Consider the following 24,785-nt stretch of genomic DNA (forward strand, 5'->3'; position numbering starts at 1 on the left):
AGGGACTACCGGGCACCGGCCGCTTCTTTGCCGAGTCCGCGGCTCTTCACAGGGTCCGCAGCAGCACCGCGGGCTGTTCCACGCAGTCCGCGACATGCCGGAGGAAGCCGCCCGCCGTGCCGCCGTCGCAGACCCGGTGATCGAAGGTGAGGGAGAGCTGGACGACCTGGCGTATGGCCAGCTCGCCCTGGTGCACCCAGGGTTTGGGCACGATCCGGCCGACTCCGAGCATCGCCGCCTCGGGGTGGTTGATGATCGGGGTGGAGCCGTCGACGCCGAACACCCCGTAGTTGTTGAGGGTGAAGGTGCCGCCCGTCAGCTCACCGGGGGTGAGCCGGCCCTGCCGGGCCGCCTCGGTCAGTCTGGCGAACTCGGCGCTCAGCGATTCGGCCGAGCGCCGGTGCGCGTCGCGGACCACGGGGACGACGAGACCGCGCTCGGTCTGGGCCGCGAACCCGAGGTGCACCTCGGGCAGCCGCACGATCTCACCGGCCGCCGTGTCCACGGTGGAGTTCAGCTCGGGGCGCCGCGCGAGCGCCGCCGTGCAGATCCGGGCGAGCAGGGCGATGACGGAGATCTTCGGGCCGCCCGCCGCGTTCATCGCGGCCCGTGCCGCCATCAGTTCCGTGGCGTCCGCGTCGACCCAGCAGGTGGCGTCGGGTATCTCGGTCCGGCTGCGGGACAGCTTGGCGGCCATGGCCCCGCGCACCCCGCGCAGCGGGATCCGCCGGCCGCCCGTCCCGGAGGGAGCCGGGGAGCCGCCGGCGGACACGGAGGTCCCCGACAGCGGCGCGGCCGGACGCTCGACGCCCGGGGCCGGCGCGGGCAGGGGCCTGACCGTGCTTCCGGCCGCCCGCAGGGCGTATTCGACATCCGCGCGCAGGATCAGCCCGTCCGGGCCCGACCCGGCCAACTGCCCCAGGTCCAGACCGTTCTGCCGCGCCAGCCTGCGGACCAGGGGGGAGATGACGGGCACGGGACCGCTGTGCTCGGCGCTCTCCTCGTGTGCCGCTCTCCCCGCGGCGGGGGCGGACGCCCGCTGTGCGGCGGGGCTGATGCGCCGCCGCCTGGCCACGGGCGCTCCCGTCCCATAGCCGACGAGCACATTCCCCGAGGACTCGTCCGACGTGCCGCCGTCCCCGGTCCTGCCCTGGGAAGCCCCGGCACCGGAGACACCGGCACCGGCACCGGCACCGGAGACGCCGGCACCGGCGGCCATGGTGTCCGAGACTCCGGCGCGGACGGCTGCGGTGTCCGCTCCGGAGGTCCCGGCGTCCTCCGGCGAGAGGTCCCGGGTGGAGCTCCCCGCCGGGCCGGACGACCCCTCGGCCGGTCCCACGGCGACCGTCAGCAGCGGCGCCCCGACGGGAAGCTCCGTGCCCTCCTCGCCGAAGCGCGCGGTCACCACGCCCCCGTACGGGCAGGGCACCTCCACCATCGCCTTGGCCGTCTCGACCTCCACCACGGGCTGGTCGATCGCGACGACATCGCCCACGGCCACCAGCCAGCGCACGATCTCCGCCTCGGTCAGCCCCTCCCCGAGGTCGGGCAGTCTGAACTCCAGCACCTGTGCCATTCAGCTCTCCGCCTCCCACTGCAACCGCGCCACCGCGTCCAGCACCCGGTCCACTCCGGGCAGATGGTGCCGCTCCAGCATGGGCGGCGGATAGGGAATATCGAAACCGGCCACTCGCAGTACCGGAGCTTCCAGATGGTGGAAACAGCGCTCGGCGACCCGGGCCGCGATCTCCCCGCCGGGACCGCCGAAGCCGGTGGACTCATGCACCACCACCACGCGCCCCGTGCGCCGCACGGACGCGCAGACCGTGTCGTCGTCGAAGGGCACGAGCGAACGCAGATCCACCACCTCCAGCTCCCAGCCCTCGGCCCGGGCGGCCTCGGCCGCCTCCAGACAGACCGGCAGGGACGGCCCATAGGTGATCAGTGTCGCGCTGTGGCCGCTGCGCCGGACGACCGCCCGGCCTATCGGCTCGACCTCGGCCGGGGCCTGCGGCGACCAGGCCGCCTTCGACCAGTACAGCCGCTTGGGCTCCAGGAAGATCACCGGATCGTCGGCGGCGATGGCGGCCCTGAGCAGGCCGTAGGCGTCCTCGACCGTCGCGGGGGTGACGACATGGAGACCGGGGGTCGCCATGTAGTACGCCTCGGAGGAGTCGCTGTGATGCTCGACGCCGCCGATCCCTCCGCCGTACGGCACCCGCACGGTGATCGGCATCGGCATCCGGCCGCGCGTGCGGTTCCGCATCCGGGACACATGGCTGATCAGCTGCTCGAACGCCGGGTAGGCGAACGCGTCGAACTGCATCTCCACGACCGGCCGCAGCCCGTACATCGCCATGCCGACGGCGGCGCCGAGAATGCCCGCCTCCGCCAGCGGGGTGTCCGTGCAGCGGTCGTCGCCGAACTCCTCGGCGAGCCCGTCCGTCACCCGGAAGACCCCGCCGAGGGTGCCGACGTCCTCACCGAGCACATGGACGGTCGGGTCGTCGGCCATCGCGTCGCGCAGCGCGCGCTGGAGGGCCTGCGCCATGGTGGCGGGCTTGGCCCCGGCCGGAGCGGCGGCCGACACGGGGCTCGTCGCCGAGGTCATCGGGCCTCCCCTTCCGCTTCCAGCTCGGCCAGCAGCTGCCCGGCCTGCTCCCGGAGCTGGCTGGTCGGCTCCGCGTAGACATGCGCGAACAGCTCCATCGGGTCGAGCACCGGATCGGCGTTCATCCGCTCGCGCAGGTCGGCGGCCATGGCCTCGGCGGCTTCGGCGGCGGCCCGCCTGCGGTCGTCGTCCAGCAGCCCCCGCTCGGTGAGCTCCTGCTCCAGAAGCCGTATCGGGTCATGGCGTCGCCAGGTCTCGACCTCGGCGTCGGCGCGGTAGCGGGTGGCGTCGTCGGCGTTCGTATGAGCCTCGACGCGGTAGGTCACCGCCTCGACCAGGGTCGGTCCATCACCCCGCCGGGCCCGGTCCAGGGCCTCGGAGAGCACCTGGTGCACCGCGGGCGCGTCATTGCCGTCGACGAGCCGGCCGGGCATTCCGTACCCCACGGCCTTATGGGCGAGGGAGGGGGCGGCGGTCTGCTTGGCCAGCGGCACGGAGATCGCGAAGCCGTTGTTCTGCACCAGGAAGACGACCGGGGCCTGCCACACCGCGGCGAAGTTCAGCGCCTCGTGGAAATCGCCCTCGCTGGTGCCGCCGTCGCCGACCATCGCGAGCGCGACGACGTCGTCCCCCTTGAGTCTGGCGGCGTGGGCGAGGCCGACCGCGTGCGGCAGCTGGGTGGCGAGCGGGGTGGACAACGGCGCGGTGCGGTGCTCGTACGGGTCGTATCCGGTGTGCCAGTCGCCGCGCAGCAGGGAGAGCACCTGTATCGGGTCCATGCCGCGCGCCACGGCCGCGAGCGTGTCCCGATAGCTGGGGAAGAGCCAGTCCCGCTCCTTGAGCGCGAGCGCGGCGGCGACCTCGCACGCCTCCTGCCCGGTGCTCGACGGATAGACGGCGAGCCTGCCCTGCTTGGTCAGGGCGGTCGCCTGGGCGTTGAACCTCCGGCCGCGCACCAGCTGGGCCCAGAGCGTCAGCAGCAGCTCGGGGTCGGCGCCGGCGGCGGCCTCGGTCCCGAGCACCCGGAACGGCTCCGGGTCCGGGAGCAGCGGAGCGGGGTCGGTGCGGGGCTGCCACGCCGGGGGCGGGGTGGGCCGGTAGGCGACGGCTCTCAAGGCGAGCACCTCCTCGTGAGGGCGATGGTGAGACGGCCGGAATGCGGCCCGCCTCACCTACCGATTGTTCGGTCGTGGACGCATTTTGGCTACAGGCACCTCCAGCCTGTGGACAAACGGTTCTCCACAGCCTGTGATGGACACAGGTCGTCCATGCCGGGGAGGCGGGGGGATATGGGTTCTGAACGAATGGCCGAAACGCGGGGCGGAGCCGATCCGGGGGCGAACCCCACGGCGGCGAGCGGGTCCGACCAGGTCATCGACCGTCCGGACGGGGTCGCGGGGCAACCGGACCAGATGCCTCCGCCGCGGACGCTCGACGCCGTCGACTGTGGCATCCTGCGCATACTCCAGTCGGACGGCCGCGCCTCGGTACGGTCCGTCGCCGATCGCGTCCATGTCTCGCGCGCCAATGCGTACTCCCGGATCAACCGGCTGATCGACGACGGCGTCATCCGCGGCTTCAGCGCCCGCGTCAATCATGAACGCGCAGGTCAGGGCGCATCCGCCTATATCACGCTCAAGATCGTGCAGAACTCCTGGCGGACCGTCCGCGAGCAGCTGCGGGCCCTGCCGGGGGCCGCGCACATAGCCCTGGTCAGCGGTGATTTCGATGTGCTGCTGCTGGTGCACACCCCGGACAACCGCACCCTGCGCGAACTCGTCCTGACCAGACTCCAGGCCATACCGGAGGTACTGTCCACCCGGACCCTGCTGGTCTTCGAGGAGACGGATCTGCACCCTGCGCCCGGTTCGCCCCCGGATGCCGAGCCGCCTTCGTAAGAGCCGGCGCCGCCTTGAGATCCGCGCCCTGCGTACGGGCCCCGGGGTCACCCTCGGGGCCCGGGATCACCCGTTGGGCCTCGGGATCACCCCGGAGCCCAGCCCCAGGACCACCGCCGGAGCCCAGGATCAGCCCTCCGGGACCTCCGGAGGAGCTTCCGTGGGCGCTTCAGGGGAGCCCCCGGGGCCCGTACGCAGCCCGTCGAAGGCCAGCCGTACGACCGTCTCGGCGAGCTGGTCGCCCTCATGGCCGCCGCCGGGATGCGGCCGGTACCACTCCACCAGCGAGTTCACCATGCCGAAGAGCAGCCGGGTCGCCAGCCGGATGTCCACGTCCGCGCGCAGATCGCCGTCGGCGGCGGCTGCCTTCAGCAGATCGGCCACCCGCTGGTCGAACTCCCGGCGGCGCTCCATCGCCCAGCGCTCGGTCTTGGTGTTGCCCCGTACCCGCAGCAGCAGCGTCACATGGGACACCTCGGCCATCAGCACCTCCACGGTGCGGCGGGTCACATACTCGACCCGCTCGATGGCCCGTCCCCGCGACGCCCCCGGCTCCTCCAGAATCGCGAAGAGGGCGTCGAGCGCCCGGCTCACGGCCCGGCGCAGCAGCTCCTCCTTGCCGGAGACATGGTGGTAGATCGAGGACTTGGAGATTCCGGCCGCCTGGGAGAGATGCTCCATGGACGTGCCGTCGTAACCGCGCTCGTTGAAGACGCGTACGGCGACGTCCAGCAGCGTCTCCGGCGTATAGGTGTCGCGTTTGGCGACGGTCATGAGTCCGCTCCTTCCGCGTCTATGAGGGATGTGCGCTGGAAGAGCGCCAGACTCGGGGCGTACCGTCCGCCCGGCACCCGGCTGTCGAGCGCTTCCAGCAGGTCATGGGCGTATCCCCGGGGGAGCCTGCGGTTCCATTCCAGCGGCCCCAGGGGGTAGTTGACCCCCAGTCTCATCGCCGTGTCGATGCCGTCGTCGGTGGCGACTCCCTTGGCGACGGCGTCCGCGGCGGCATCGATCAGCATGGCGACGGTCCGGGCCACGATCATGCCGGGTACGTCCCCGATGACGCTGACCTTCTTGCCGAGCGCCTGGAAGAGCCCGATCGCCTCCTTAAGGGTGCGCTCGCCGGTGTCCGGGGAGGCGGAGAGCGCGATCCGGGTGGCGGTCCGGTAGTCGAGCGCGAGATCGAAGTAGACGACGTCGTCGAACTCGACGGAGGTCCGGCCGTCGGCGAGCGCCAGCCGTCCACCGCTGGGCAGCTCCAGCACGGTGCTCTCCTCCCCGCCCTCGGTACGGACGGTGACACCGGCTCCGGCGATCAGCTCCAGCAGCCCCTCCGCGCCGCAGATCCGGTCGCCCTCGGCGATGACATACGCGGGAGGCGCGGCGGAGGCGGCCGTGTGCGGCTCGGGACGGGCCGCGCCCTCGGCGTAGTCGTACCAGCCACGGCCCGACTTACGGCCCAGCAGACCCGCTTCGACCAGTCTGCGCTGTGCCAGGGAAGGAGTGAACTTCGCGCTCCGGAAGAAGGACTCCCATACGGAGTGGGTGACGGCCTCGTTGACGTCCTGGCCGATCAGATCGGTCAGCTCGAAGGGGCCCATCCGGAATCCGCCGCACTCCCTCAGCACGGCGTCGATGGTGGCCGGGTCGGCGCCCCGGTCCTCATGGATCGCGAAGCCCTCGGCGTAGAAGGGCCGGGCGACGCGATTGACGATGAATCCGGGCAGATCGGCGCAGCGGACCGGGGTCTTGCCCCAAGCCGCCGCGGTGGCGTGGGCGCGGGCGGCCGTCCTCTCCTCGGTGGCATGGCCGCTGACGACCTCGACGAGCGGCAGCAGCGGGGCCGGGTTGAAGAAGTGGAGTCCAACGGCCCGGCCGGGGTGCTTCAGGGCAGCCGCGACGGCGGTGACGGAGAGGGAGGAGGTGTTGGTGGCGAGCAGACAGTCATCGGCGACGATCTCCTCCAGGGCCCGGAACAGGGCCTGTTTGACGTCCAGTCGTTCGACGACCGCCTCGATGACGAGCGCGGATCCGGAGAGTTCGCCGAGGTCGTGCGCCGGACGCAGCCGGGCGACGCCGGCGTCCCGGGCGGCGGGTTCCATCTTTCCCCTGGCGACCAGCCGGTCCAGCCGCGCGCCGATCGCCGCCGTGGCCTCGGCGGCCCGGCCGGGGGCGATGTCATGGAGCAGTACGGGGTGGCCGGCGGTCAGGGCGACCTGGGCGATGCCCTGGCCCATGGCGCCGGCCCCGACCACGGCGACGGTACGGCTCCGCTCGACGGCGTGAGGCTCCTCGCCGTACGCCCTGCCCTCGCCGTACGCGCCGTCGTCGCCGTACGCCCTGCCCTCGCCGGGCGCCTTGCCCCTGCCGTACGCCTCGCCCTCGCCTGGCGGACGGTCGACGCCGGGCGTACGGTCCTCGGCTGCCGTGCCGTTTCCGCTGGTGACGTGGTTCTCGCCGACCGTGCCGCCAGTGCCGGCCGCGCGGCGCCCGGCGGCGGTGCTCTGCTCGATGGCGCTCATGGGAGTGATCCTCCCGGATGAGTTTTCCACAGGTTTGACAGGCCCCCTTGTACCGACCGATCGTTCGGTTACTCTAACTCTGTCCTTCCGTCCCTGCCCAGCTCGACGAGGAGTTGGTCCGTCATGCAGCTGACCGAGACCCGGCTGACCGAGAGCCACCGGCCGACGCTCGATCAGGCCCTCGAAGCGATCCGCACCCGTGCCTACTGGTCCCCGCACCCCGAGCACCCCAAGGCGTACGGCGAGAGCGCGCCGGCTGACGGCCTCGCGGCCTTCGAAGCCCTGCGCGGCACCCGCTTCGACCTGAAACAGCCGGGCACCGACGGCTGGGCGGGCGGCGAGGTGTCGCCGTACGGCATCGAGCTGGGCGTCGAGTATCCGCATCCGGATCCGGATGTGCTGCTCCCCGCGATGCGCGCGGGGATGCCCGCCTGGCGCGAGGCGGGTCCCGAGCTGCGGGCGCTGGTCTGTCTGGAGATCCTCGCCCGTATCAGCGCCCGCACCCATGAGTTCGCGCACGCGGTGATGCACACCAGCGGGCAGGCCTTCATGATGGCGTTCCAGGCGGGCGGCCCCCATGCCCAGGACCGGGGTCTTGAGGCCGTGGCGTACGCCTATGCGGAGCAGACCCGCACCCCGGAGGCCGCCGCCTGGTCCAAGCCCCAGGGCAAGCGCGACCCGCTGGCGCTGCGGAAGACCTTCACCGCGGCGGGCCGCGGCGTGGCGCTGGTGATCGGCTGCAACACCTTCCCGACGTGGAACGGCTATCCGGGGCTGTTCGCCTCGCTGGCCACCGGGAATCCCGTGCTGGTCAAGCCGCATCCGCGCGCGGTGCTGCCGCTCGCCCTCACGGTCCGGGCGGCCCGCGAGGTGCTCGCCGAGGCGGGCTTCGACCCGAATCTGATCGCTCTGGCCGCCGAACGCCCCGGCGAGGGCCTGGCCAAGACCCTCGCGGTCCGCCCCGAGATCAGGATCATCGACTACACGGGCTCCACCGCCTTCGGCGACTGGCTGGAGGCCAACGCGCGCCAGGCACAGGTCTACACCGAGAAGGCCGGCGTCAACACCGTCGTCATCGACTCCACCGACGACTACAAGGGGATGCTCTCCAATCTGGCCTTCTCGCTCTCCCTGTACAGCGGCCAGATGTGCACCACCCCGCAGAATCTGCTGATCCCCCGGGAGGGGATCGCCACCGACACGGGCCGCAAGTCGTACGACGAGGTGGTGGGCGATCTCGCGGCCTCGGTGGGCGGGCTGCTCGGCGACGACGCCCGGGCGAACGCCCTGCTGGGCGCGCTGGTCAATCCGGAGGTGAAGAGCCGGCTGGAGGGCGCGGCCGAGCTCGGCGAGGTGGCGCTGCCCTCACGGAAGATCGTCAATCCGGACTTCCCGGACGCCGTGGTGCGTACGCCGGTGATCGTCAAGCTCGACGGCGGCAAGCCCGACGCGGAGCCGGCGTATCTCTCGGAGTGCTTCGGTCCGGTGTCGTTCGCGGTCGCCGTGGACTCGACCGCCGACGCGCTCGCGCTGCTGCGGCGCACGATCCGCGACCAGGGCGTGATGACGGTCGGCGCGTACACCACGTCCGGGGAGACGGAGCGCGCGATCGAGGAGGTCTGCCTGGAGGAGTCGGCGCAGCTCTCGCTGAATCTGACCGGCGGGGTGTACGTCAATCAGACGGCCGCGTTCTCCGATTTCCATGGCTCGGGCGGCAATCCGGCGGCGAACGCGGCGCTGTGCGACAGCGCGTTCGTCTCCAGCCGCTTCCGGGTGGTGGAGGTCCGCCGCCAGGCGTGAAGCCTGGTCCGGGGCTGCCCGCACCGGGTCCCGGGCAGCCGGGGTCAGGTCGGTCCGGGCAGCCGGGGCCGGGCAGGGCGGCCTCCCGGCCCCGGGCACACGGAAGCGTCTCAGGGCGACGGGCGCACTGCTGGGCGCGGCGGGAGGCTCAGAGGCTCGGCGGCGGGTCCGCCGGGCCGCCCCAGTGGAAGAGGGCCATGGCCACGCTGGTGGCGAGGTTGTAGCTGGAGACCTGGGGCCGCATGGGCAGGGAGAGCAGCCGGGTCGCCCGGGCCCGGAGCTCCGGTGAGACGCCATGGCGCTCCGAGCCGAAGACGAGCAGCGCGTCGTCCGGCAGAGGGACGGATCTGATGTCGTCGCCCTCCGGGTCCAGGACGTACAAGGGTCCCGGCGGGAGGGCGTCGGACGGCAGCCGCTCGACGGCGGTGGCGTAGTGGAGTCCCGCGCCCGCTCGTACGGCGTTGGGGTGCCAGGGGTCCATATCGCCGGTGGTGACCACCCCGGTCACGCCGAATCCGGCGGCGAGACGGACCACGGCGCCCATGTTGCCGAGGTTGCGGGGGTTGTCCAGGACGACGATCGGCGCGCGCCGGGGGAGCCGGCCGAGCAGTTCCGTGTTCTTCTCCCGCTCCGGCCGGGCCGCCAGGGCCGCGACCCGGGTGGGATGGACCTTGGGGACCAGTTCCCGCAGGGTCTCCAGGGGGACCTCGACGAGGAGGGCCGCGATGCGCTCGGTCACATCGCCTGCCAGGTCCTCCGCGAGGCCGAGCACGGCCGCCTTGTCGCTGGTGACCGCGTGCGGCACATCCGCGCCGAAACGGAGTGCGTGCTTCAGCGCGTGGAAGCCGTCGAGCAGCACCGCGTCGGGTGCGGCCTCACGCCACCGCTGGACCGCCTTCGCGGTGTCGTCGTCGCTCATCGCCTCAGGCTACGGTGCGGGCGCCGGCGCCTCCGAACCGGACGGGCGCGACCGGGACAGCAGCCGCTTCCGCCCTGCCGCCGCCCGGGTTCCGAGCCAGACCAGAAAGACCGTGGGCAGAAAGACGGCGTCCGCCGCGATCATCGCGAGCGAGAAGAACGGCAGCCCGAGCACCACGGCGATCGCCGCGTGCTCCAGCATCATGAACACCAGCAGGACGTTCTTCAGCGGCCGGTTGAAGAGGGTGAAGGGGAAGGCGACCTGCACGATGACGGTCACATAGGTCAGCACCATCACCATCACCCCGCCGGAGGCCAGCAGCCCGGAGAGAGCGGGCCAGGGGGTGAAGTAGTCGAGGTTGAGCGGGTAGTACAGCGCGGTGCCGTCCTGCCAGCGGGAGCCCTGGACCTTGTACCAGCCCGCCGTGGCGTAGATCAGACAGACCTCGACCATGATCACCAGCAGTGCGGCGTTATGGAGGAGGTTGGCGACCGCGTCGAGCAGGATGTGCGGCTGGCTGTCCGGCACATAGCGGTTCACCAGCCACCACAGTCCGTGCCCGGCCCACAGCCCCCAGAGGAGCAGCAGGACGGGCCAGCCCTTCTCATTCAGAAAGGTACCGGTGATCAGGAGGAATCCGAGGACGGACCAGAGCACGGGACCGACCCGGTCCGGCTCCGGTTCGGCGTACTCCGGGCCAGGCCCCGGTCCGGCGCGGTCCGGCTCCGGCTCCGGTCCGGCGCGGTCCGGCTCCGGCCCCAGCTCCGGCTCCGGCTCCAGCCCCGATTCGGCGCGGTCCGGGCCCGGCCCAGGCCCCGTCGGCGCCTGGGCCTCTTCGCCCGCCTTCCGCCGTGCCGCCGCCCGCGCGTCCAGCGACCAGACCCGGCCGCAGCGGGTCATGACCAGATAGATCGCCATCAGATGGATGACGTTGTCGCCGCCGTCCCCCATGAATATCGAGCGGTTCTGGAGAGAGAGCACCCCGACCATGAAGACCACCGACATGGCGCGGGTCCGCCAGCCGAGCATCAGCAGCACGCTGGAGAGCACCGAAACGAGGTAGACCGTCTCGAACCAGAGACCGCTGTCGGTCCACATCAGCACGGTGAAGGAATCGTTCCTGGCGATGAGCCGGCGGCCCAGCTCCCAGCTCCACGGGCCCTCGGGCCCGTACAGCTCATGGCGGTGGGGGAACTCGCGCAGCAGGAAGAAGAGCCAGGTGCCCGCGAAGCCGATCCGTACGACGGCACTCTGGTAGCGGCCCAGGGGCGCGGCGGTGATCCGCTGCAGGGCGTCGGCGGCCCTGCCGCCTCGGGTCGCGGTCATCGCGCCGCCTCCGTACGGTCCGCGGCGGTGGGGCCGCCGTCCCCGGCCCCGCCGGGCCGGTCGGCCTCGGTGACGGGCCACCACGGCAGCACCCGGGGGACGGGGCGGGTGTCGGTCTTCTCCTGGCTCCACGGCGGAGGCTCGATCACCTGGGTGACGGATCTGAACTGGACGCGCTCCACGACGCCGCCGAGATCCCGGGAGTCCAGGCGCAGCATCGCGATCCGGCGCAGATAGCTCTCCGAGAGCGCGCCGCGGTGTCCGGTCGAGCGGTCCTTGTCGTCGTGGGAGCCGGTGTAGAAGTCCCAGGCGCGGCGGAGGGTGTTCTGCTGGACATGGCTGGGCAGGGGGTTGCCGCGGATCGCGGCGGCGTCCTCGGCGGTCAGATCGATCCAGTCGGTGGTCTCGCGGCCTCCGGCATGGGTCCTGATCTCGGCTTTCACCTGTACGGAGACGTTCTGCTGCAACGGGTTGGGGGCGAAGAGCTTCCAGTTCTGTTCGAACTCTGGGTACACCCAGGCGTCGATCGCCTTGCCGTACTTCTTGGTCACCGTGTTGGACGGGGCGACATGGAGGAAGACCATCGCGGCATGGACGCAGACCACGGCGGCGATGAGCGCGAGCGCGGCTCCGGCGGCCATCCGGTAGGGCGTCGAGAGCGCCAGAAGGCCGCGCACCTCCTCGCCCGATGGGGCGTCCCCGGCGAGCGAGGGCGGTCGGCCGCTCGGGGGCGGCGAGCCGTCCGGCTCGGGCCCTCGCTGTTCAGGAGGGTGATCCAGGGTGCGGGCCGACCGGCCGGACGCCCGGTTCGGCTCCGTTCCTCCGGCGTGCTCGACGCCCTCGTCCTGATGCGAGCCCATCCCGCCCCGATCCCCACGGCACCACTCGGTTATCCACAGGGTTGACACCCTAAGGGCCGACGACCCACCATTGAAGCCAATGAACCGAACGATCGGTCGGTAGGGGGCCCGGATGACGGCGGTGACCGTGGACACGACGGCGCGTTACGAGGCGGTCTTCGACGCCACCGTCGCGGCCGACGAGCGCATCGAGCCGCGCGACTGGATGCCGGACGCGTACCGGGCGACGCTGATCCGCCAGATGGCCCAGCACGCCCACTCCGAGATCATCGGCATGCAGCCCGAGGCGAACTGGATCACGCGCGCCCCCTCGCTGCGCCGCAAGGCGATCCTGATGGCCAAGGTCCAGGACGAGGCGGGCCATGGCCTCTATCTCTACAGCGCGGCCGAGACCCTGGGCACCAGCCGCGAGGAGCTGCTCGACAAGCTGCACGCGGGCCGCCAGCGATACTCCTCGATCTTTAACTACCCCACGCTGACCTGGGCCGACGTCGGTGCGATCGGCTGGCTGGTGGACGGCGCCGCGATCACCAACCAGGTGCCGCTGTGCCGCTGCTCCTACGGCCCGTACGCCCGCGCGATGGTCCGGATCTGCAAGGAGGAGTCCTTCCACCAGCGCCAGGGGTACGAGCTGCTGCTCACCCTCTCCCGGGGCACCCCGGCGCAGCACGAGATGGCCCAGGACGCGGTGAACCGCTGGTGGTGGCCCTCGCTGATGATGTTCGGCCCCCCGGACGACGAATCCGCCCACTCGGCCCAGTCCATGGCCTGGAAGATCAAGCGCCATTCGAACGACGAGCTGCGGCGGCGCTTCGTGGACATCTGCGTCCCCCAGGCGAAGGTGCTGGGCCTGACCCTCCCCGACCCCGATCTGCGGTGGAACGAGGAGCGGGGTCACCATGACTTCGGCCCGATCGACTGGACCGAGTTCCAGGAGGTCCTCAAGGGCAACGGGCCGTGCAACGAGCAGCGGCTCGCCCAGCGCCGGAGCGCGCATGAGGAGGGCGCCTGGGTCAGGGATGCCGCCGCTGCCTACGCGGAGAAGCACCGGGCCGAGGAGCGGTCCGGGCATCAGGACCCCCAGGAGGCGACGGCATGAGCAGCTCGACCGACTGGCCGCTGTGGGAGGTCTTCGTCCGCTCCCGCCGCGGACTGTCCCACACCCACGCCGGCAGTCTCCACGCCCCGGACGCGGAGATGGCCCTGCGCAATGCCCGCGATCTCTACACCCGGCGGAGCGAGGGCGTGTCCATCTGGGTGGTGCCCTCCACCGCGGTCACCGCCTCCTCGCCGGACGAGAAGGATCCGTTCTTCGAGCCCGCCGCCGACAAGCCCTACCGCCATCCGACGTTCTACGAGATCCCGGACGGGGTGAAGCACCTGTGACCACCACGGCGAACGCGGCGGCCCTCGCCCTCGGCGACGACGCGCTGGTGCTCTCCCACCGGCTGGGGGAGTGGGCAGGCCATGCCCCCGTGCTGGAGGAGGAGGTCGCGCTCGCCAATATCGCGCTCGATCTGCTGGGGCAGGCGCGTGTGCTGCTCTCCCTCGCCGGGGACGAGGACGAGCTCGCCTATCTGCGCGAGGAGCGGTCCTTCCGCAATCTCCAGCTGGTCGAGCAGCCGGGCGGCGACTTCGCCCGGACCATCGTCCGCCAGCTCTTCTTCTCCGTCTATCAGCGGCTGCTGTACGGGGAGCTGGCGACCGGCTCCGGCCCGTTCGCCGCGCTCGCGGCGAAGGCGGTCAAGGAGGTCGCCTACCACGTGGACCATGCCGAGCACTGGACTCTCCGCCTGGGCGACGGCACGGAGGAGAGCCATCGCCGGATGAGCCGGGCGTGCGAGGAGCTCTGGCGGTTCACGGGCGAGATGTTCCAGCCCGTCGACGGCCTCGACCTGGACTGGCGGGCCCTGGAGCGGGAGTGGCTGGAGTCGGTGACAGGGGTGCTGGAGCGGGCGACGCTGACCGTTCCGGAGGGGCCGCGCTCCGGTGCGTGGACGGCGGGCGCGGGACGCCAGGGAGTGCATACCGAGCCGTTCGGCCGGATGCTCGCCGAGATGCAGCATCTGCACCGCAGCCACCCGGGGGCGTCATGGTGACCGGCGCCCGGCGCACGGATGAGCTCCGGACGGCGGACGCGCCCCCCGGAGCGGGAGACCGGCCCGTCTCCACCGGGCCGCCGGACACCGTCTCCACCGGGCCGCCGGGCCCCGACAGCCCGGTGGACGCCGGTGGCCCCCGGGCCGGGAAGCCCGTCGACACCCCTCTGGAGGCTCGGCTGCGGGAGCTCGCGGGCGCCGTGCCCGACCCGGAGCTTCCGGTGCTGACACTGGCCGAGCTGGGGGTGCTGCGCGGGGTCCGCGGGCTCGGCCCCGGCAGCGTCGTGGTGGAGCTGACCCCGACCTACACCGGCTGCCCCGCGCTGGAGACGATGGCCGCGGACATCGAGCGGGTGCTCCATGACCACGGCATACCGGACGTCTCGGTCGTCACCGTGCTCTCCCCCGCCTGGTCCACGGACGACATCAGCGCGGAAGGGCGGCGCAAGCTCGCCGAGTTCGGAATAGCCCCGCCGCGCCCTCACACGGCAGGGTCCGGACCCGTCCCGCTCGCTCTCTCCGTTCGCTGCCCGCACTGTGGATCCACCGAGACCGAGCTGCTGAGCAGGTTCTCCTCCACCGCCTGCAAGGCGCTGCGGCGCTGTGTCTCCTGCCGTGAACCCTTCGACCACTTCAAGGAGTTGTAGATGTTCCATCCGCTCCGGGTCAGCTCGGTCGAAGAGCTCACGGACGACTCGGTGGCCGTCACCCTCGATGTGCCGCCGGAGCTCCGGGAGATCTTCCGGCACACCCCCGGCCAGCATCTCGCGCTGCGCAGAACGGCCGGCGGCGAGGAGATCCGCCGCACCTACTCGATCTGCTCCCCGGCCGCCCCGCCCGGGAGGGATCCGGTGCTGCGGATCGGCATCCGGCTGGTCGAGGGCGGCGAGTTCTCCACCTACGCCCTCAAGGAGCTGACGGCCGGAGCCACCGTCGAGGCGATGGCCCCGATGGGCCGCTTCCGGCTGGAGCCACGGCCGGGGTATTTCGCGGCGATCGTCGGCGGCAGCGGGATCACCCCGGTGCTGTCCATGGCCGCGACCCTGCTGGAGCGGGAGCCGAAGGCCCGGTTCTGTCTGATACGGAGCGACCGGACCGTGGCGTCCACCATGTTCCTGGACGAGGTCGCGGACCTCAAGGACCGGTACCCGGACCGGTTCCAGCTGATCACCGCGCTCTCCCGGGAGGAGCGGCAGTCAGGACTGCCGACCGGGCGGCTGGACCAGGAGCGGCTGACCGGACTGCTGCCCGCCGTGCTCACGCTCGCGGAGGTGGACGGCTGGTTTCTCTGCGGACCCTTCGGCCTGGTCACCGGTGCCGACCGGGCGCTGCGGGAGCTCGGTGTGGACCGGAGCCGTATCCATCAGGAGATCTTCCATGTCGACGACGGCTCTTCGCCCGCCCCCGCCCCCGTGCGGGCGCCGGCCCATGCCTCGCTGACGGCGACCCTCGCCGGGCGCTCCGGCAGCTGGCCGGTGCGCGAAGGCGAGTCCCTGCTCGAAACGGTGCTGCGCAGCCGGTCCGACGCGCCTTATGCCTGCAAGGGCGGGGTCTGCGGGACCTGTAGGGCCTTCCTGGTCTCCGGCGAGGTGCGGATGGACCGCAACTACGCCCTGGAGCCGGAGGAGACCGGGGCGGGCTATGTGCTGGCCTGTCAGTCCCATCCGGCCACAGCCGAGGTGGAGCTGGACTTCGACCGCTGATCCCCGCCGCCCTGCCGTCCCGCCGTTCTGCTGCCCCTCCGCCCTGCCACCCGCCGCACACCGGCGCGCACCACCGCCTGTTCCGGAGCCGGGCGGACGCCGGGGCCAGGGGCCGGTTCCGCGCTGTGTTCATTTTCAGGAACCTGTTCTATCTTGACGGACCGTCAGATATGCGGGTTCCGGAGCGGGATACGGCTCGGAGAGCGGCGTGAACGGCGTGGGCGACGGCGCGGCGTGCCACCGGGCGTTGGGAGGACAGGTCAGTGGACTTCACCTTCACCGAGGAGCAGCAGGCGGCGGTCGAGGCGGCGAAAGCGGTCTTCGCCGGGGTCGCACCCGATGGGGTGCCCAGCCCGGCGCTCACCCGGGGCGCGGTCGCCGCGGAGTTCGACCGTCCGCTGTGGGCCAGGCTCGCGGCCTCCGATCTGCTGAGCCTGGTGCTGTCACCGAAGCACGGCGGAGCCGGTCTCGACGCCATCGCGCTCTGTCTGGTGCTCCGGGAGTCGGCCGCGGTGCTGGCGCGGGTGCCGCTGCTGGAGACCAGTGCGGTCGCGATGGCCGTGGAGCGTTATGGAAGCGCCGAGTTGTGCGCCGGGCTGCTGCCCCGGGTCGGCCGTGGCGAACTGGCCCTCACCGTCGCGGCCCATGGCCGCACCGGCCATGATCCGGCCGAGCTCGCCGTCGAGGCCCGCCGGGACGGGGACACGGGACAGTGGGTGCTCGACGGTGTGCAGACCGGGGTGGCCTGGGCGCACTCCGCGGATCTGATCGCCGTGCCCGCGCATCCCGGTGAGGGGCGCTCCCTGCTGGCCCTGATCCCCCGGGACCGCCAAGGGCTCTCCCTCGCGGAGCAGATCTCCACCAGCGGGGAGCGATTCGCCGAAGTCCGTCTGGACACCGTGCGGCTGGACGCCCGGGAGCTGATCGACGCCGAGGGCGCCTGGGACTGGCTGCGTCAGCTGCTGGCCACCGGGACCTGTGCGCTGGCGCTCGGCCTGGGCGAGCGGGTGCTCGCGATGACGAGCGACTACACCGGAAAGCGCGAACAGTTCGGCTTCCCGGTGGCGACCTTCCAGGCGGTCGCCGTGCAGGCGGCCGACCGTTATATCGATCTCCGGGCCATGGCGGCCACCCTGTGGCAGGCCGCCTGGCGGCTGACGCCGCCCCGGGGAAGCGCCGGTGTCGGCGGGCCGCTGCCGGTGGCCGCCGATGTCGCCGTGGCGAAGATCTGGGCCTCGGACGGTGTGCGCCGTGTGGTGCAGACCGCCCAGCATCTGCACGGCGGATTCGGCGCCGACACCGACTACCCGCTGCACCGCTATCACGCCTGGGCCAAACAGCTTGAGCTCTCCCTGGGCCCCGCAGCCGCCCATGAGGAGGCCCTGGGCGATCTGCTGGCCGCGCATCCGCTCGGCTGACACCCGGCGGCGCACGGAGCCCGGCCGCAGCCGGGGAGCGGCGGCCTGGGCTCTTCCGTCCGGATCGGGCTCGACGGGTGAGGGCCGCAGCCGGATCAGGTGGCCCGGAGCAGGCCGTCCGGATCAGGCTCGGCCGGTGAGGGGCCGCCGCCGGGGCAGGAGAGCCCGGCCTGGTCCGAGCGCGGGACCCCGGTTCAGATGACGGAGGCCGGACCGCCGCCGTCGGTGATCATCGGACGCCCGGCCGCATCCCAGGCGAGCATGCCGCCGTCGATGTTCACGGCGTCGATCCCCTGCTGCACCAGATACTGGGTGACCTGCGCGGACCGCCCGCCCACCCGGCACATCACAAAGGCCCGGCGGCCGTCCGCGACCGCCTCGGTCACCTCGCCGAACCGGGCCACGAACTCGCTCATCGGAAGATGCAGCGCGCCCTCCACATGCCCGGCCGCCCATTCATCGGCCTCCCGGACATCCAGTACCAGGGCGTCGGACGGCACCGCCGCGGCTTCCACCGAGGGCAGCGGGGCGAAGTTCATGGATCTTGCCTTCCTGTGTGGGGCAGTGGGGGCGGACACGTTCGGATGATCACGTGCGCGCGGCGGGGCCTCCGGATGGGGCGGCCCCGCCACCGGCGCGAGGACTCCCGGCACCGGTGCGAGCGGCCCATGGGATCCGGGCCGCTTCTGAAAACCTACTCGACGAGCCGGGACAGCTCCGTCTCCCGCTCGGCGACCTGGGCGAGCAACTGCTCGGCGATCTCCTCCAGCAGCCGGTCCGGATCATCGGGCGCCAGCCTCAGCATCGACCCGATCGCGCTCTCCTCCAGCTCCTTGGCGACAACCGTCAGCAGCTCCTTCCGCTGAGCCAGCCACTCCAGCCGGGCATACAGCTCCTCGGCCTCGCCGAGCCACTGCCCGGCGGGCGCGGGACCGGCCTCCCACTCACCGGCCAGCGCCTTCAGCTCATCGATGTCACCGAGGGCGTAGGCGGCGTTCACCCGGGTGATGAACTCCTCACGGCGCAGCCGTTCCGACTCGTCCTGCACCAGATCCGGGTGCACCTTACGGGCCAGCTCACGGTAGAGCTTGCGGGCCTCCTCGCTCGGCCGCACCCGCTGCGGCACCCGCACCGGCTGACCGCCCAGCATCGCCGCGGCCTCGGGGAAGAGCCCCTCCGAGTCCATCCAGCCGTGGAACAGCTCATCGACCCCGGGCATCGGCATCACGGCCGCCCGCGCCTCCCGGGCCCGGCGCAGATCCTCCGGATCCGCGGTACGCGCGGCCCGCGCCTCCGCGATCCGGGCGTCCAGCTCATCCAGCCGCGCGTACATCGGACCGAGCTTCTGGTGGTGGAGCCGGGAGAAATTCTCGACCTCCACCCGGAACGTCTCCAGCGCGATCTCGAACTCGATCAGCGCCCGCTCGGCCGCGCGCACCGCCTGCTCCAGCCGGGCTTCCGGCCGCATCGGCGCGTCCTGCTCGTCGTCGTTCCGGGTCGTCGGCCCACCGGGCACATCCTGGGTCACCCGACCAGCCTAAGGGCGCTGTCGACTCCCCCGTCACACCCCATGCTCGGCGGCCAGCCGTCCGCTCCTGACCGCCTTCAGCAATGCGGCGTGATCGGCTTCCGTACGGTCCGCGTACAGCATCGCGAAACGGGCCAGGGCCTCATCCAGCTCCTCGCTCTTGCCGCAGTACCCCGCGAGCAACAGCGGATCGGCGCTATGGGCATGGGCGCGGGCCAGCAGCGCCCCGGTCATCCGGCCGTAGTCGTCCAGCTGATCGGGGGTGAGCGCCGCAGGGTCCACACTGCCCTTGCGGTTTCTGAACTGCCGCACCTGGAACGGCCGGCCGTCGACCGTGGTCCAGCCGAGCAGAATGTCGCTGACGACCTGCATCCGCTTCTGTCCGAGCACCACCCGGCGGCCCTCGTGCGCCACCTCCGGGACCTGGAAACCGGACGCGGCCAGATACGGCAGCAGCGCCGAGGCCCGGGCCTCCTTCACCTGGAGCACCAGTGCGTCGCCCCGGTGGTCGAGCAGCAGCACCACATACGAGCGGGTGCCGACGCTGCCCGTGCCCACCACCCGGAACGCCACATCATGGATCTCGTACCGGGCCAGCAGCGGGAGACGGTCCTCGGACACCGTGCCCAGATACTCCTGGAGCGACCGGGCGACGGCCGCCGCCTCCCGGTCGGGCACCCGGCGCAGCACCGGAGGCGCGTCCACGAAGCGGCGTCCCTCGCCCATGCCGTCGGAGTAGATCTCCGTCGCCTTGGCGGCGAACCGCGCGCTGGTGTTGCTGCGGGCCTTCCGGGAGACCTGTTCCAGGGTGCCGAGCAGATCGCGCGCGTCGGTGTGGGAGACCAGTTCCTCGTCCGCGATGGCGTTCCAGGCGTCCAGGGCGGGCAGCCGTGCCAGCAGCCGCATGGTGCGCCGGTAGGCCCCCATGGCGTCGAAGGCTGCCGCATGGCAGACGCCGTCGTCGGCGCCCGCCGCCCGGCCCGCCAGCACCAGCGAGACCGCGAGTCGCTTGACGTCCCACTCCCAGGGGCCGACGACGGTCTCGTCGAAGTCGTTGAGGTCGATGACGAGCCCGCCGCGGGCGTCACCGTAGAGCCCGAAGTTGGCGGCGTGCGCGTCGCCGCATATCTGGGCGCTCACCCCGGTGACCGGGGTGCCGACCAGATCATGGGCCATCAGACCGGCCGAGCCGCGCAGAAAGGCGAACGGGGAGGCGGCCATCCGCCCCACCCGTATCGGCGCCAGCTCGGGCACTCTGCCCCGGCTCGACTCCTCGACCGCCTGGGCCGCGCCGGGCCGCCCCACCGCGAGCACGAGCGAGTCATGCGACGACCGCGGCACTCTCTCCCGCAGCGTCTTGCCCTCCTGCTTCCGCGACCGCGCGACCCGGCCGTCTCCGCCGCCGCGGCCGTCCCTGCGGCGGGCGAAGCCCGGCACCGCCGGAATGCGCCCTCCGCCGTGCCCGGTCCCCTCGCGCTCCGTCCGGTGCATCACCACCGTTTCGGCTTCGCTCACGATGTGCGGCCTCCCCCGTCGTCCCTGTGCGCTCTCGGTGGGCATGACCGTACCGCCGCTCCCGGACGGCGGTCACCGCCGGACCGCCCCAACGCACCCCCGCCCCACCGGAGCGGGAGGGCCCCATGAACACCCCAGCCGCGCCAGGGACGTTTCACGTGAAACAGCCGGCACCGCCCGGCATCGCACCGCAAGGCAACACCCCGGCACCGCACCACAAGACGACAGCATCCCCGGCACCGCACCGTGAGCCGACACCCCGGCACGGCCCCGCGCTCAGTCGCCCAGCCCCGCGTCCCGGGCCAGCAGAGCGGCCTGCACCCGGTTGTCGCACTCCAGTTTCGCGAGGATCCGGCTCACATAGGTCTTCACGGTGGCCTCGCTCATATGCAGCCGTCTGCCCGCGTCCGCGTTGGAGAGCCCCTCGCCCAGCAGCGAGAGAACGTCCCGCTCCCGGGCGCTGAGCTGCGCCACCCGGGAGCGCGCCACCTCGCTGCGCGCCGCGGCCCGTCCCGACGTGAACTGGTCCACCACATGCCGGGTCGCCGCGGGGGAGAGATACGCGTCCCCCGCAGCGGCGGCCCGTACGGCCCCGATCAGCTCCGCGGGCGCGGTGTCCTTCAGCAGAAAGCCCGCCCCGCCGGACTCCAGGGCCCGCAGAACGTTCTCGCGTTCACCGAAGGTCGTCAGGATGACGACCCGGGCCGAGGGCATCGCCCTGCGCAGCTCCCGCATCGCCGTGAGCCCGTCCATCACCGGCATCTGAATGTCCAGCAGCACCACATCGGCCCCGTGCGCCCTGACGAGCTCGATGGCCTCGCGTCCGTTCGACGCCTCCGCGACCACCTCGATCTGCCGGTCAGAGGTGAGGATCATCCGGATCCCGGCTCTGATCAGCGGTTCGTCGTCGGCGATGACGACCCGGATCGGCGCCCCCGTCATGTCCACCCTCACTCACCCGTGTCCGCCGGCGGCGCCGCTGCCCCGTCCGGCCCCGCACCCCGCCGGCGCCCGGTGCCGTGCGGCTACCGCTTCACTTCATACGACTTCTTCTCGATCAGCTTGCCGTCCCGGAAGCAGAACCGGAACACCGGCTCGCTCTCGAAGCTGTCCGAGATCTCCGACGACATCAGCACCAGACACTCCGAGCCCTCGGGCTCCTTCGGGCCCTTCCCGCTCAATCCGCTGATGAACACGGTGTCCCCGCCCGGCAGCCGGTCGCGTACCCCCTCCTCGCTCTCGCCGATCTTCACCCGCTGGTACTCGTCCTGGTCGATCATGCCCTCGTCCACCGAGTCGACCAGGAAGAACAGTCCGGCCACGACCGCCGCGACCACCAGCAGCAGCGTGCCCGCGGCTATTGCGCAGCCGAGGCCGACGCCGCCGGCCCGGCTCCTGCGCCTGCTCGCGTCCAGCTCGCCCATGGCCGCCGTCCGCCCGGGAGCACTCCAGTCCATGGCCGGGGGCCCGTACGCACCGGCGGACCCGTACGACTGCCGAGGGAGGTCACCGGCCGGCGCGGCGACCGGCGCGGCCTCCCCCGTTCCGTACGGCAGCACCCCGGCCACCTGGAAGCCCCCGCCGTCGACGACCCCGGCGTGCACCATCCCGCCGACCAGCCGGGCCCGCTCCCGCAGCCCGGTCAGCCCCTGCCCGCCGCTGACGACCTCGCCCTTGCCCACCGTCGCGGTGCCGCTGACGATCTCGACGACGAAGGAGTCCGGCTCATAGCGCAGCTCCACCCCGATCGACGCGCCCGGGGCGTGCTTGTAGGCATTGGTCAGGGCCTCCTGAACGATGCGGTAGGCGGCGTGATCGGCGGCCGGAGCGAGGGGTCGGGCCTCCCCCGTACACCGCAGCTCCACCATGTTGCCCGCAGCCCGCGCCGCGTCTGTCAGCGACTCGATACCGGCCGTTCCGCGCGCCGCGCGGCCCGTCTCGTCGACCACCGGCGCGGACGGCGCCTCGACCCCGTCCCGCAGAATCCCGACGACCTCGCGGAGCTCGTGCATCGCGGTCACCGAGGCGTTCCGCAGCACGCCGACCGCCTCCCGCTGCCGCCCGGTCAGCTCGGGGTCCACCTCCAGCGCCCCGGTGTGCACGGCGATCAGCGCCAGCTGATGCCCGAGGCTGTCGTGCATGTCCTGGGCTATCCGCTGCCGCTCCATGAGGCGTGCCTGGCCCGCGACCATCCGGCTCTCCCAGAGCAGCTGCGCGTTGCGCTCCTGGAGCGCGTGCAGCAGCGTCTGCCGCTGGCTCCAGTAGCGGCTGACCAGACCGGGGATGACCACCATCGCCCGAAAGACGAGCGGGAGCACCAGCGACATCATCAGCGTCAGCCGGCTGTCCTCCGCCCGGGCGATCAGCACCGAGCCGACCGCGTAGGCGATGTACGCGCCGGTGAACGCCACCAGCGCCCGGGAGAAGCCGACGATCCTGCGGCCCGCCGACCAGCCCGCCACGATCTGCAGGGCGAAGAACCCGCCGAGCCACGACATCAGCCCGCAGACGACGATCAGCACCGGAATGGGGAGCCGCCGCCGCAGCAGTGAGAGAACTGCCGCGCCGACGCCCGCGACGAGAACCCGATGACCGGCGGAGCCCATCAGCTCCTCGGTCCCCGCGGCCACCAGAGCCAGCACCAGCGCGAGCACCAGCTCGACGCCGGGCCCGCGCCTGGGGAGCACCGGAGGCCGCTGGTCCCCCGGCCGGGGCTCGGCCACCGCCAGCCACTCCCAGCCCGCTCGCAGCCCGGCCGGGATTCTCGATACGACGTTCACCTCGGCACCCTAGGCGAGGGGTCCCCTGGGCGACCGCCGACTTTCGTCCCCTCCTGGAACGACGAAGGTCTCGCCCGACCCGGCCCTCGTCCGAGGTCCCGCCGGAAGAATCCCTGCAAAGCCCTGCCGGAAGAAGTCCTGCCGGAAGAGGCCCTGGCGCGACAGGGCAGACAGGGCAGACAGGGCAGACACACCGCGCGACACGCGACACGACACGCGACAGGACATACAAGAACGCGAAAGCCCCGTAGGTCGATGACCTACGGGGCTTTCGATCTTGTGCGCGAGGGGGGAGTTGAACCCCCACGCCCTTTCGGGCACTGGAACCTGAATCCAGCGCGTCTGCCTATTCCGCCACCCGCGCATTGGGTGTTGCCGCTGGGGTTTCTCACCGGTTTCGGTGCGTCCGCCTGGCGACATGCAGAAGATTAGCACGCTGCCCAGGGTGGAATCACATCCGTTTGTTCGGGGCCCCCGGGCAGGGAACGGACCGCCGGACGGGGAACGGACCCCCGGCCGGGGAGCCGGAGCGGGACACCCGCCGGACGCCGAGCGGAGGACGCCGTTCACAGAGCGGCCCGTGGCAGAGGGTGACAGGGCGGGAAGAGGGAAGCGGAAGAGGGAAGACGGAACGGAGAACCGGACGGGAAGCCGACCGGGACGACGAGGGAGGACAGACGGCGCACAGAGCGGCGGGAGCGGCAGGCAAAGGGCACACAAGGGACAGGGGCGGCAGGCGGCCCGCCCCGGCTCGCCCGGCGCCCGCGTCCGGCTCGCCCCCACTCCTGCCCGACGCCCCCCGGGTGCGGGACACTGTCATAAGGCCGCCTCTACGATCCGTGTGAGAGGTGACACTCATCGACGGGGCAGACAAGGGGAACCAGCCGATTTCCCGACGCGTGGATACGATCAGTAAGCAGTATCAGGACGGCAGCAACGGAGGAGGTGCCCGATGGGAGTCCTGAAGCGTTTCGAGCAGCGTCTCGAAGGCCTGGTCAACGGCACCTTCGCCAAGGTGTTCAAGTCCGAGGTCCAGCCTGTCGAGATCGCCGGCGCCCTCCAGCGCGAGTGCGACAACAACGCGACGATCTGGAACCGCGAGCGGACCGTCGTCCCCAATGACTTCATCGTCGAGCTCAGCGCGCCCGACTACGAGCGGCTGAGCCCCTACTCGGGGCAGCTCGGCGACGAGCTGGCGGGGCTCGTCCGCGACTACGCCAAGCAGCAGCGCTATACCTTCATGGGCCCCATCAAGGTCCATCTGGAGAAGGCCGACGACCTCGACACCGGTCTCTACCGGGTGCGCAGCCGCACCCTCGCGTCGAGTACGTCACAGACTCCCGGCTCGGGTCCGCAAGGGTCCGACGCACCGGCGCCCGCGGCCCGCGGCGGCTACGGCCAGCCGCCGGCCGCCGCGCCGCCGATGCCGTCCGCGCCGCCTCCGGGCGGCCGGCCCGGACTGTCGGCCGTGCCGGACCGCAGTACCGCTGGGGCACCCGGCCCGATGCCGGGCGCCCAGGTGAGGCGCTGGATCGAGATCAACGGCACCCGCCATCAGATCTCCCGCCCGACGCTGGTGCTGGGGCGCAGCACCGACGCCGATGTGCGGATCGACGACCCCGGCGTATCCCGCCGGCACTGTGAGATCCGGACCGGAACGCCCTCGACGATCCAGGATCTCGGGTCCACCAACGGCATCGTGGTGGACGGGCAGCACACCACCCGCGCTACGCTCCGCGACGGCTCGCGGATCGTCGTGGGCAGTACCACCATCGTTTACCGGCAAGCCGAAGGGTGAAGCGGGGG

Annotated in this window: 22 protein-coding genes and 1 tRNA gene; 9 read left to right on the top strand and 14 right to left on the bottom strand. The window is 71.9% G+C overall.

The window, feature by feature from the left end:
• Window positions 1–46 precede the first annotated feature (46 nt).
• The 3 genes from FF041_RS33825 to pdhA are packed head-to-tail and all read right to left on the bottom strand — an operon-like array spanning window position 47 to window position 3,735.
• A complete protein-coding gene (locus FF041_RS33825; protein ID WP_153526274.1) occupies window positions 47–1,576 on the bottom strand; it encodes a dihydrolipoamide acetyltransferase family protein in 1,530 nt (509 codons plus the stop codon).
• A complete protein-coding gene (locus FF041_RS33830; protein ID WP_153526275.1) occupies window positions 1,577–2,611 on the bottom strand; it encodes an alpha-ketoacid dehydrogenase subunit beta in 1,035 nt (344 codons plus the stop codon). It abuts the gene before it with no gap.
• Window positions 2,608–3,735, bottom strand: coding sequence for a pyruvate dehydrogenase (acetyl-transferring) E1 component subunit alpha (pdhA, locus tag FF041_RS33835; protein ID WP_323393493.1), 1,128 nt, complete (start codon window positions 3,733–3,735; stop codon window positions 2,608–2,610). Before pdhA ends, FF041_RS33830 begins: the two co-directional genes overlap by 4 nt.
• A gap of 288 nt (window positions 3,736–4,023) precedes the next feature.
• On the opposite strand from pdhA, the gene FF041_RS33840 reads away from it, so the two are divergent.
• A complete protein-coding gene (locus FF041_RS33840; RefSeq protein ID WP_153526367.1) occupies window positions 4,024–4,509 on the top strand; it encodes an Lrp/AsnC family transcriptional regulator in 486 nt (161 codons plus the stop codon).
• Window positions 4,510–4,638: 129 nt separating this feature from the next.
• Here the strand turns inward: FF041_RS33840 and FF041_RS33845 are convergent, their stop codons facing one another.
• Entirely contained in the window at window positions 4,639–5,283 is a 645-nt protein-coding gene (locus tag FF041_RS33845; RefSeq protein WP_153526276.1) for a TetR/AcrR family transcriptional regulator, read from the bottom strand.
• Window positions 5,280–6,746 carry a 3-hydroxyacyl-CoA dehydrogenase gene (locus FF041_RS33850; protein ID WP_194292296.1) on the bottom strand — a complete coding sequence of 489 codons (1,467 nt, stop codon included), beginning with the start codon at window positions 6,744–6,746 and terminating at the stop codon, window positions 5,280–5,282. Before FF041_RS33850 ends, FF041_RS33845 begins: the two co-directional genes overlap by 4 nt.
• Before the next feature lie 408 nt (window positions 6,747–7,154).
• Between FF041_RS33850 and paaN the strand changes: the two genes are divergently transcribed.
• Window positions 7,155–8,831, top strand: coding sequence for a phenylacetic acid degradation protein PaaN (paaN, locus tag FF041_RS33855; RefSeq protein WP_153526278.1), 1,677 nt, complete (start codon window positions 7,155–7,157; stop codon window positions 8,829–8,831).
• Between the two features lie 148 nt (window positions 8,832–8,979).
• On the opposite strand, the gene FF041_RS33860 is transcribed toward paaN, so the two are convergent.
• From FF041_RS33860 to FF041_RS33875, 3 genes are read right to left on the bottom strand one after another with little or no spacing between them, the layout of a single operon-like run.
• Window positions 8,980–9,750 (bottom strand): TrmH family RNA methyltransferase, encoded by a 771-nt coding sequence (locus FF041_RS33860; RefSeq protein ID WP_153526279.1) that lies wholly within the window; start codon window positions 9,748–9,750, stop codon window positions 8,980–8,982.
• 9 nt (window positions 9,751–9,759) lie between these two features.
• Entirely contained in the window at window positions 9,760–11,076 is a 1,317-nt protein-coding gene (locus FF041_RS39725) for an HTTM domain-containing protein (RefSeq protein WP_228388817.1), read from the bottom strand.
• The gene (locus FF041_RS33875) at window positions 11,073–11,936 is read right to left on the bottom strand and encodes a DUF5819 family protein (protein WP_194292283.1); all 864 of its coding nucleotides are present in this window, start codon (window positions 11,934–11,936) and stop codon (window positions 11,073–11,075) included. The genes FF041_RS39725 and FF041_RS33875 overlap by 4 nt, the downstream gene beginning before the upstream one ends.
• Before the next feature lie 112 nt (window positions 11,937–12,048).
• Here FF041_RS33875 and paaA point away from each other — a divergent pair, with 112 nt between their 5' ends.
• From paaA to FF041_RS33905, 6 genes are all read left to right on the top strand, one after another.
• Window positions 12,049–13,035, top strand: coding sequence for a 1,2-phenylacetyl-CoA epoxidase subunit PaaA (gene paaA, locus FF041_RS33880; RefSeq protein ID WP_153526280.1), 987 nt, complete (start codon window positions 12,049–12,051; stop codon window positions 13,033–13,035).
• On the top strand, window positions 13,032–13,322 hold the full coding sequence (gene paaB / locus FF041_RS33885) for a 1,2-phenylacetyl-CoA epoxidase subunit PaaB (protein WP_153481767.1): 291 nt from the start codon (window positions 13,032–13,034) through the stop codon (window positions 13,320–13,322). The genes paaA and paaB overlap by 4 nt, the downstream gene beginning before the upstream one ends.
• A complete protein-coding gene (paaC, locus tag FF041_RS33890; RefSeq protein ID WP_323371254.1) occupies window positions 13,319–14,035 on the top strand; it encodes a 1,2-phenylacetyl-CoA epoxidase subunit PaaC in 717 nt (238 codons plus the stop codon). The genes paaB and paaC overlap by 4 nt, the downstream gene beginning before the upstream one ends.
• Before the next feature lie 122 nt (window positions 14,036–14,157).
• A complete protein-coding gene (gene paaD, locus FF041_RS33895) occupies window positions 14,158–14,682 on the top strand; it encodes a 1,2-phenylacetyl-CoA epoxidase subunit PaaD (RefSeq protein WP_323393567.1) in 525 nt (174 codons plus the stop codon).
• Window positions 14,683–15,738, top strand: coding sequence for a 2Fe-2S iron-sulfur cluster-binding protein (locus tag FF041_RS33900; RefSeq protein ID WP_153526282.1), 1,056 nt, complete (start codon window positions 14,683–14,685; stop codon window positions 15,736–15,738). It abuts the gene before it with no gap.
• 263 nt (window positions 15,739–16,001) lie between these two features.
• Window positions 16,002–17,156 carry an acyl-CoA dehydrogenase family protein gene (locus FF041_RS33905; protein ID WP_323393499.1) on the top strand — a complete coding sequence of 385 codons (1,155 nt, stop codon included), beginning with the start codon at window positions 16,002–16,004 and terminating at the stop codon, window positions 17,154–17,156.
• A gap of 194 nt (window positions 17,157–17,350) precedes the next feature.
• Here the strand turns inward: FF041_RS33905 and FF041_RS33910 are convergent, their stop codons facing one another.
• The 6 genes from FF041_RS33910 to FF041_RS33935 all read right to left on the bottom strand — a co-directional run bounded on the left by FF041_RS33910 (window position 17,351) and on the right by FF041_RS33935 (window position 23,343).
• Complete coding sequence (locus tag FF041_RS33910; protein WP_153481762.1) at window positions 17,351–17,695, bottom strand: rhodanese-like domain-containing protein; 345 nt, start codon at window positions 17,693–17,695, stop codon at window positions 17,351–17,353.
• 155 nt (window positions 17,696–17,850) lie between these two features.
• On the bottom strand, window positions 17,851–18,684 hold the full coding sequence (locus FF041_RS33915) for a J domain-containing protein (protein WP_323393501.1): 834 nt from the start codon (window positions 18,682–18,684) through the stop codon (window positions 17,851–17,853).
• A 33-nt stretch (window positions 18,685–18,717) separates the two neighbouring features.
• Complete coding sequence (locus FF041_RS33920; RefSeq protein WP_153526370.1) at window positions 18,718–20,175, bottom strand: DUF2252 domain-containing protein; 1,458 nt, start codon at window positions 20,173–20,175, stop codon at window positions 18,718–18,720.
• A gap of 300 nt (window positions 20,176–20,475) precedes the next feature.
• A complete protein-coding gene (locus FF041_RS33925) occupies window positions 20,476–21,141 on the bottom strand; it encodes a response regulator (protein WP_153526283.1) in 666 nt (221 codons plus the stop codon).
• Window positions 21,142–21,224: 83 nt separating this feature from the next.
• A complete protein-coding gene (locus FF041_RS33930; RefSeq protein ID WP_323393503.1) occupies window positions 21,225–22,979 on the bottom strand; it encodes a sensor histidine kinase in 1,755 nt (584 codons plus the stop codon).
• A gap of 280 nt (window positions 22,980–23,259) precedes the next feature.
• Window positions 23,260–23,343: transfer RNA gene (locus tag FF041_RS33935), tRNA-Leu, on the bottom strand.
• Window positions 23,344–23,931: 588 nt separating this feature from the next.
• Here FF041_RS33935 and FF041_RS33940 point away from each other — a divergent pair.
• Window positions 23,932–24,777, top strand: a complete 846-nt coding sequence (locus tag FF041_RS33940) for an FhaA domain-containing protein (protein ID WP_153526284.1) — start codon at window positions 23,932–23,934, stop codon at window positions 24,775–24,777.
• Window positions 24,778–24,785: the final 8 nt, after the last annotated feature.

The organism is Streptomyces jumonjinensis, assembly GCF_009600885.1.
In the GTDB taxonomy this organism is placed as follows: Bacteria; Actinomycetota; Actinomycetes; order Streptomycetales; family Streptomycetaceae; genus Streptomyces; species Streptomyces jumonjinensis.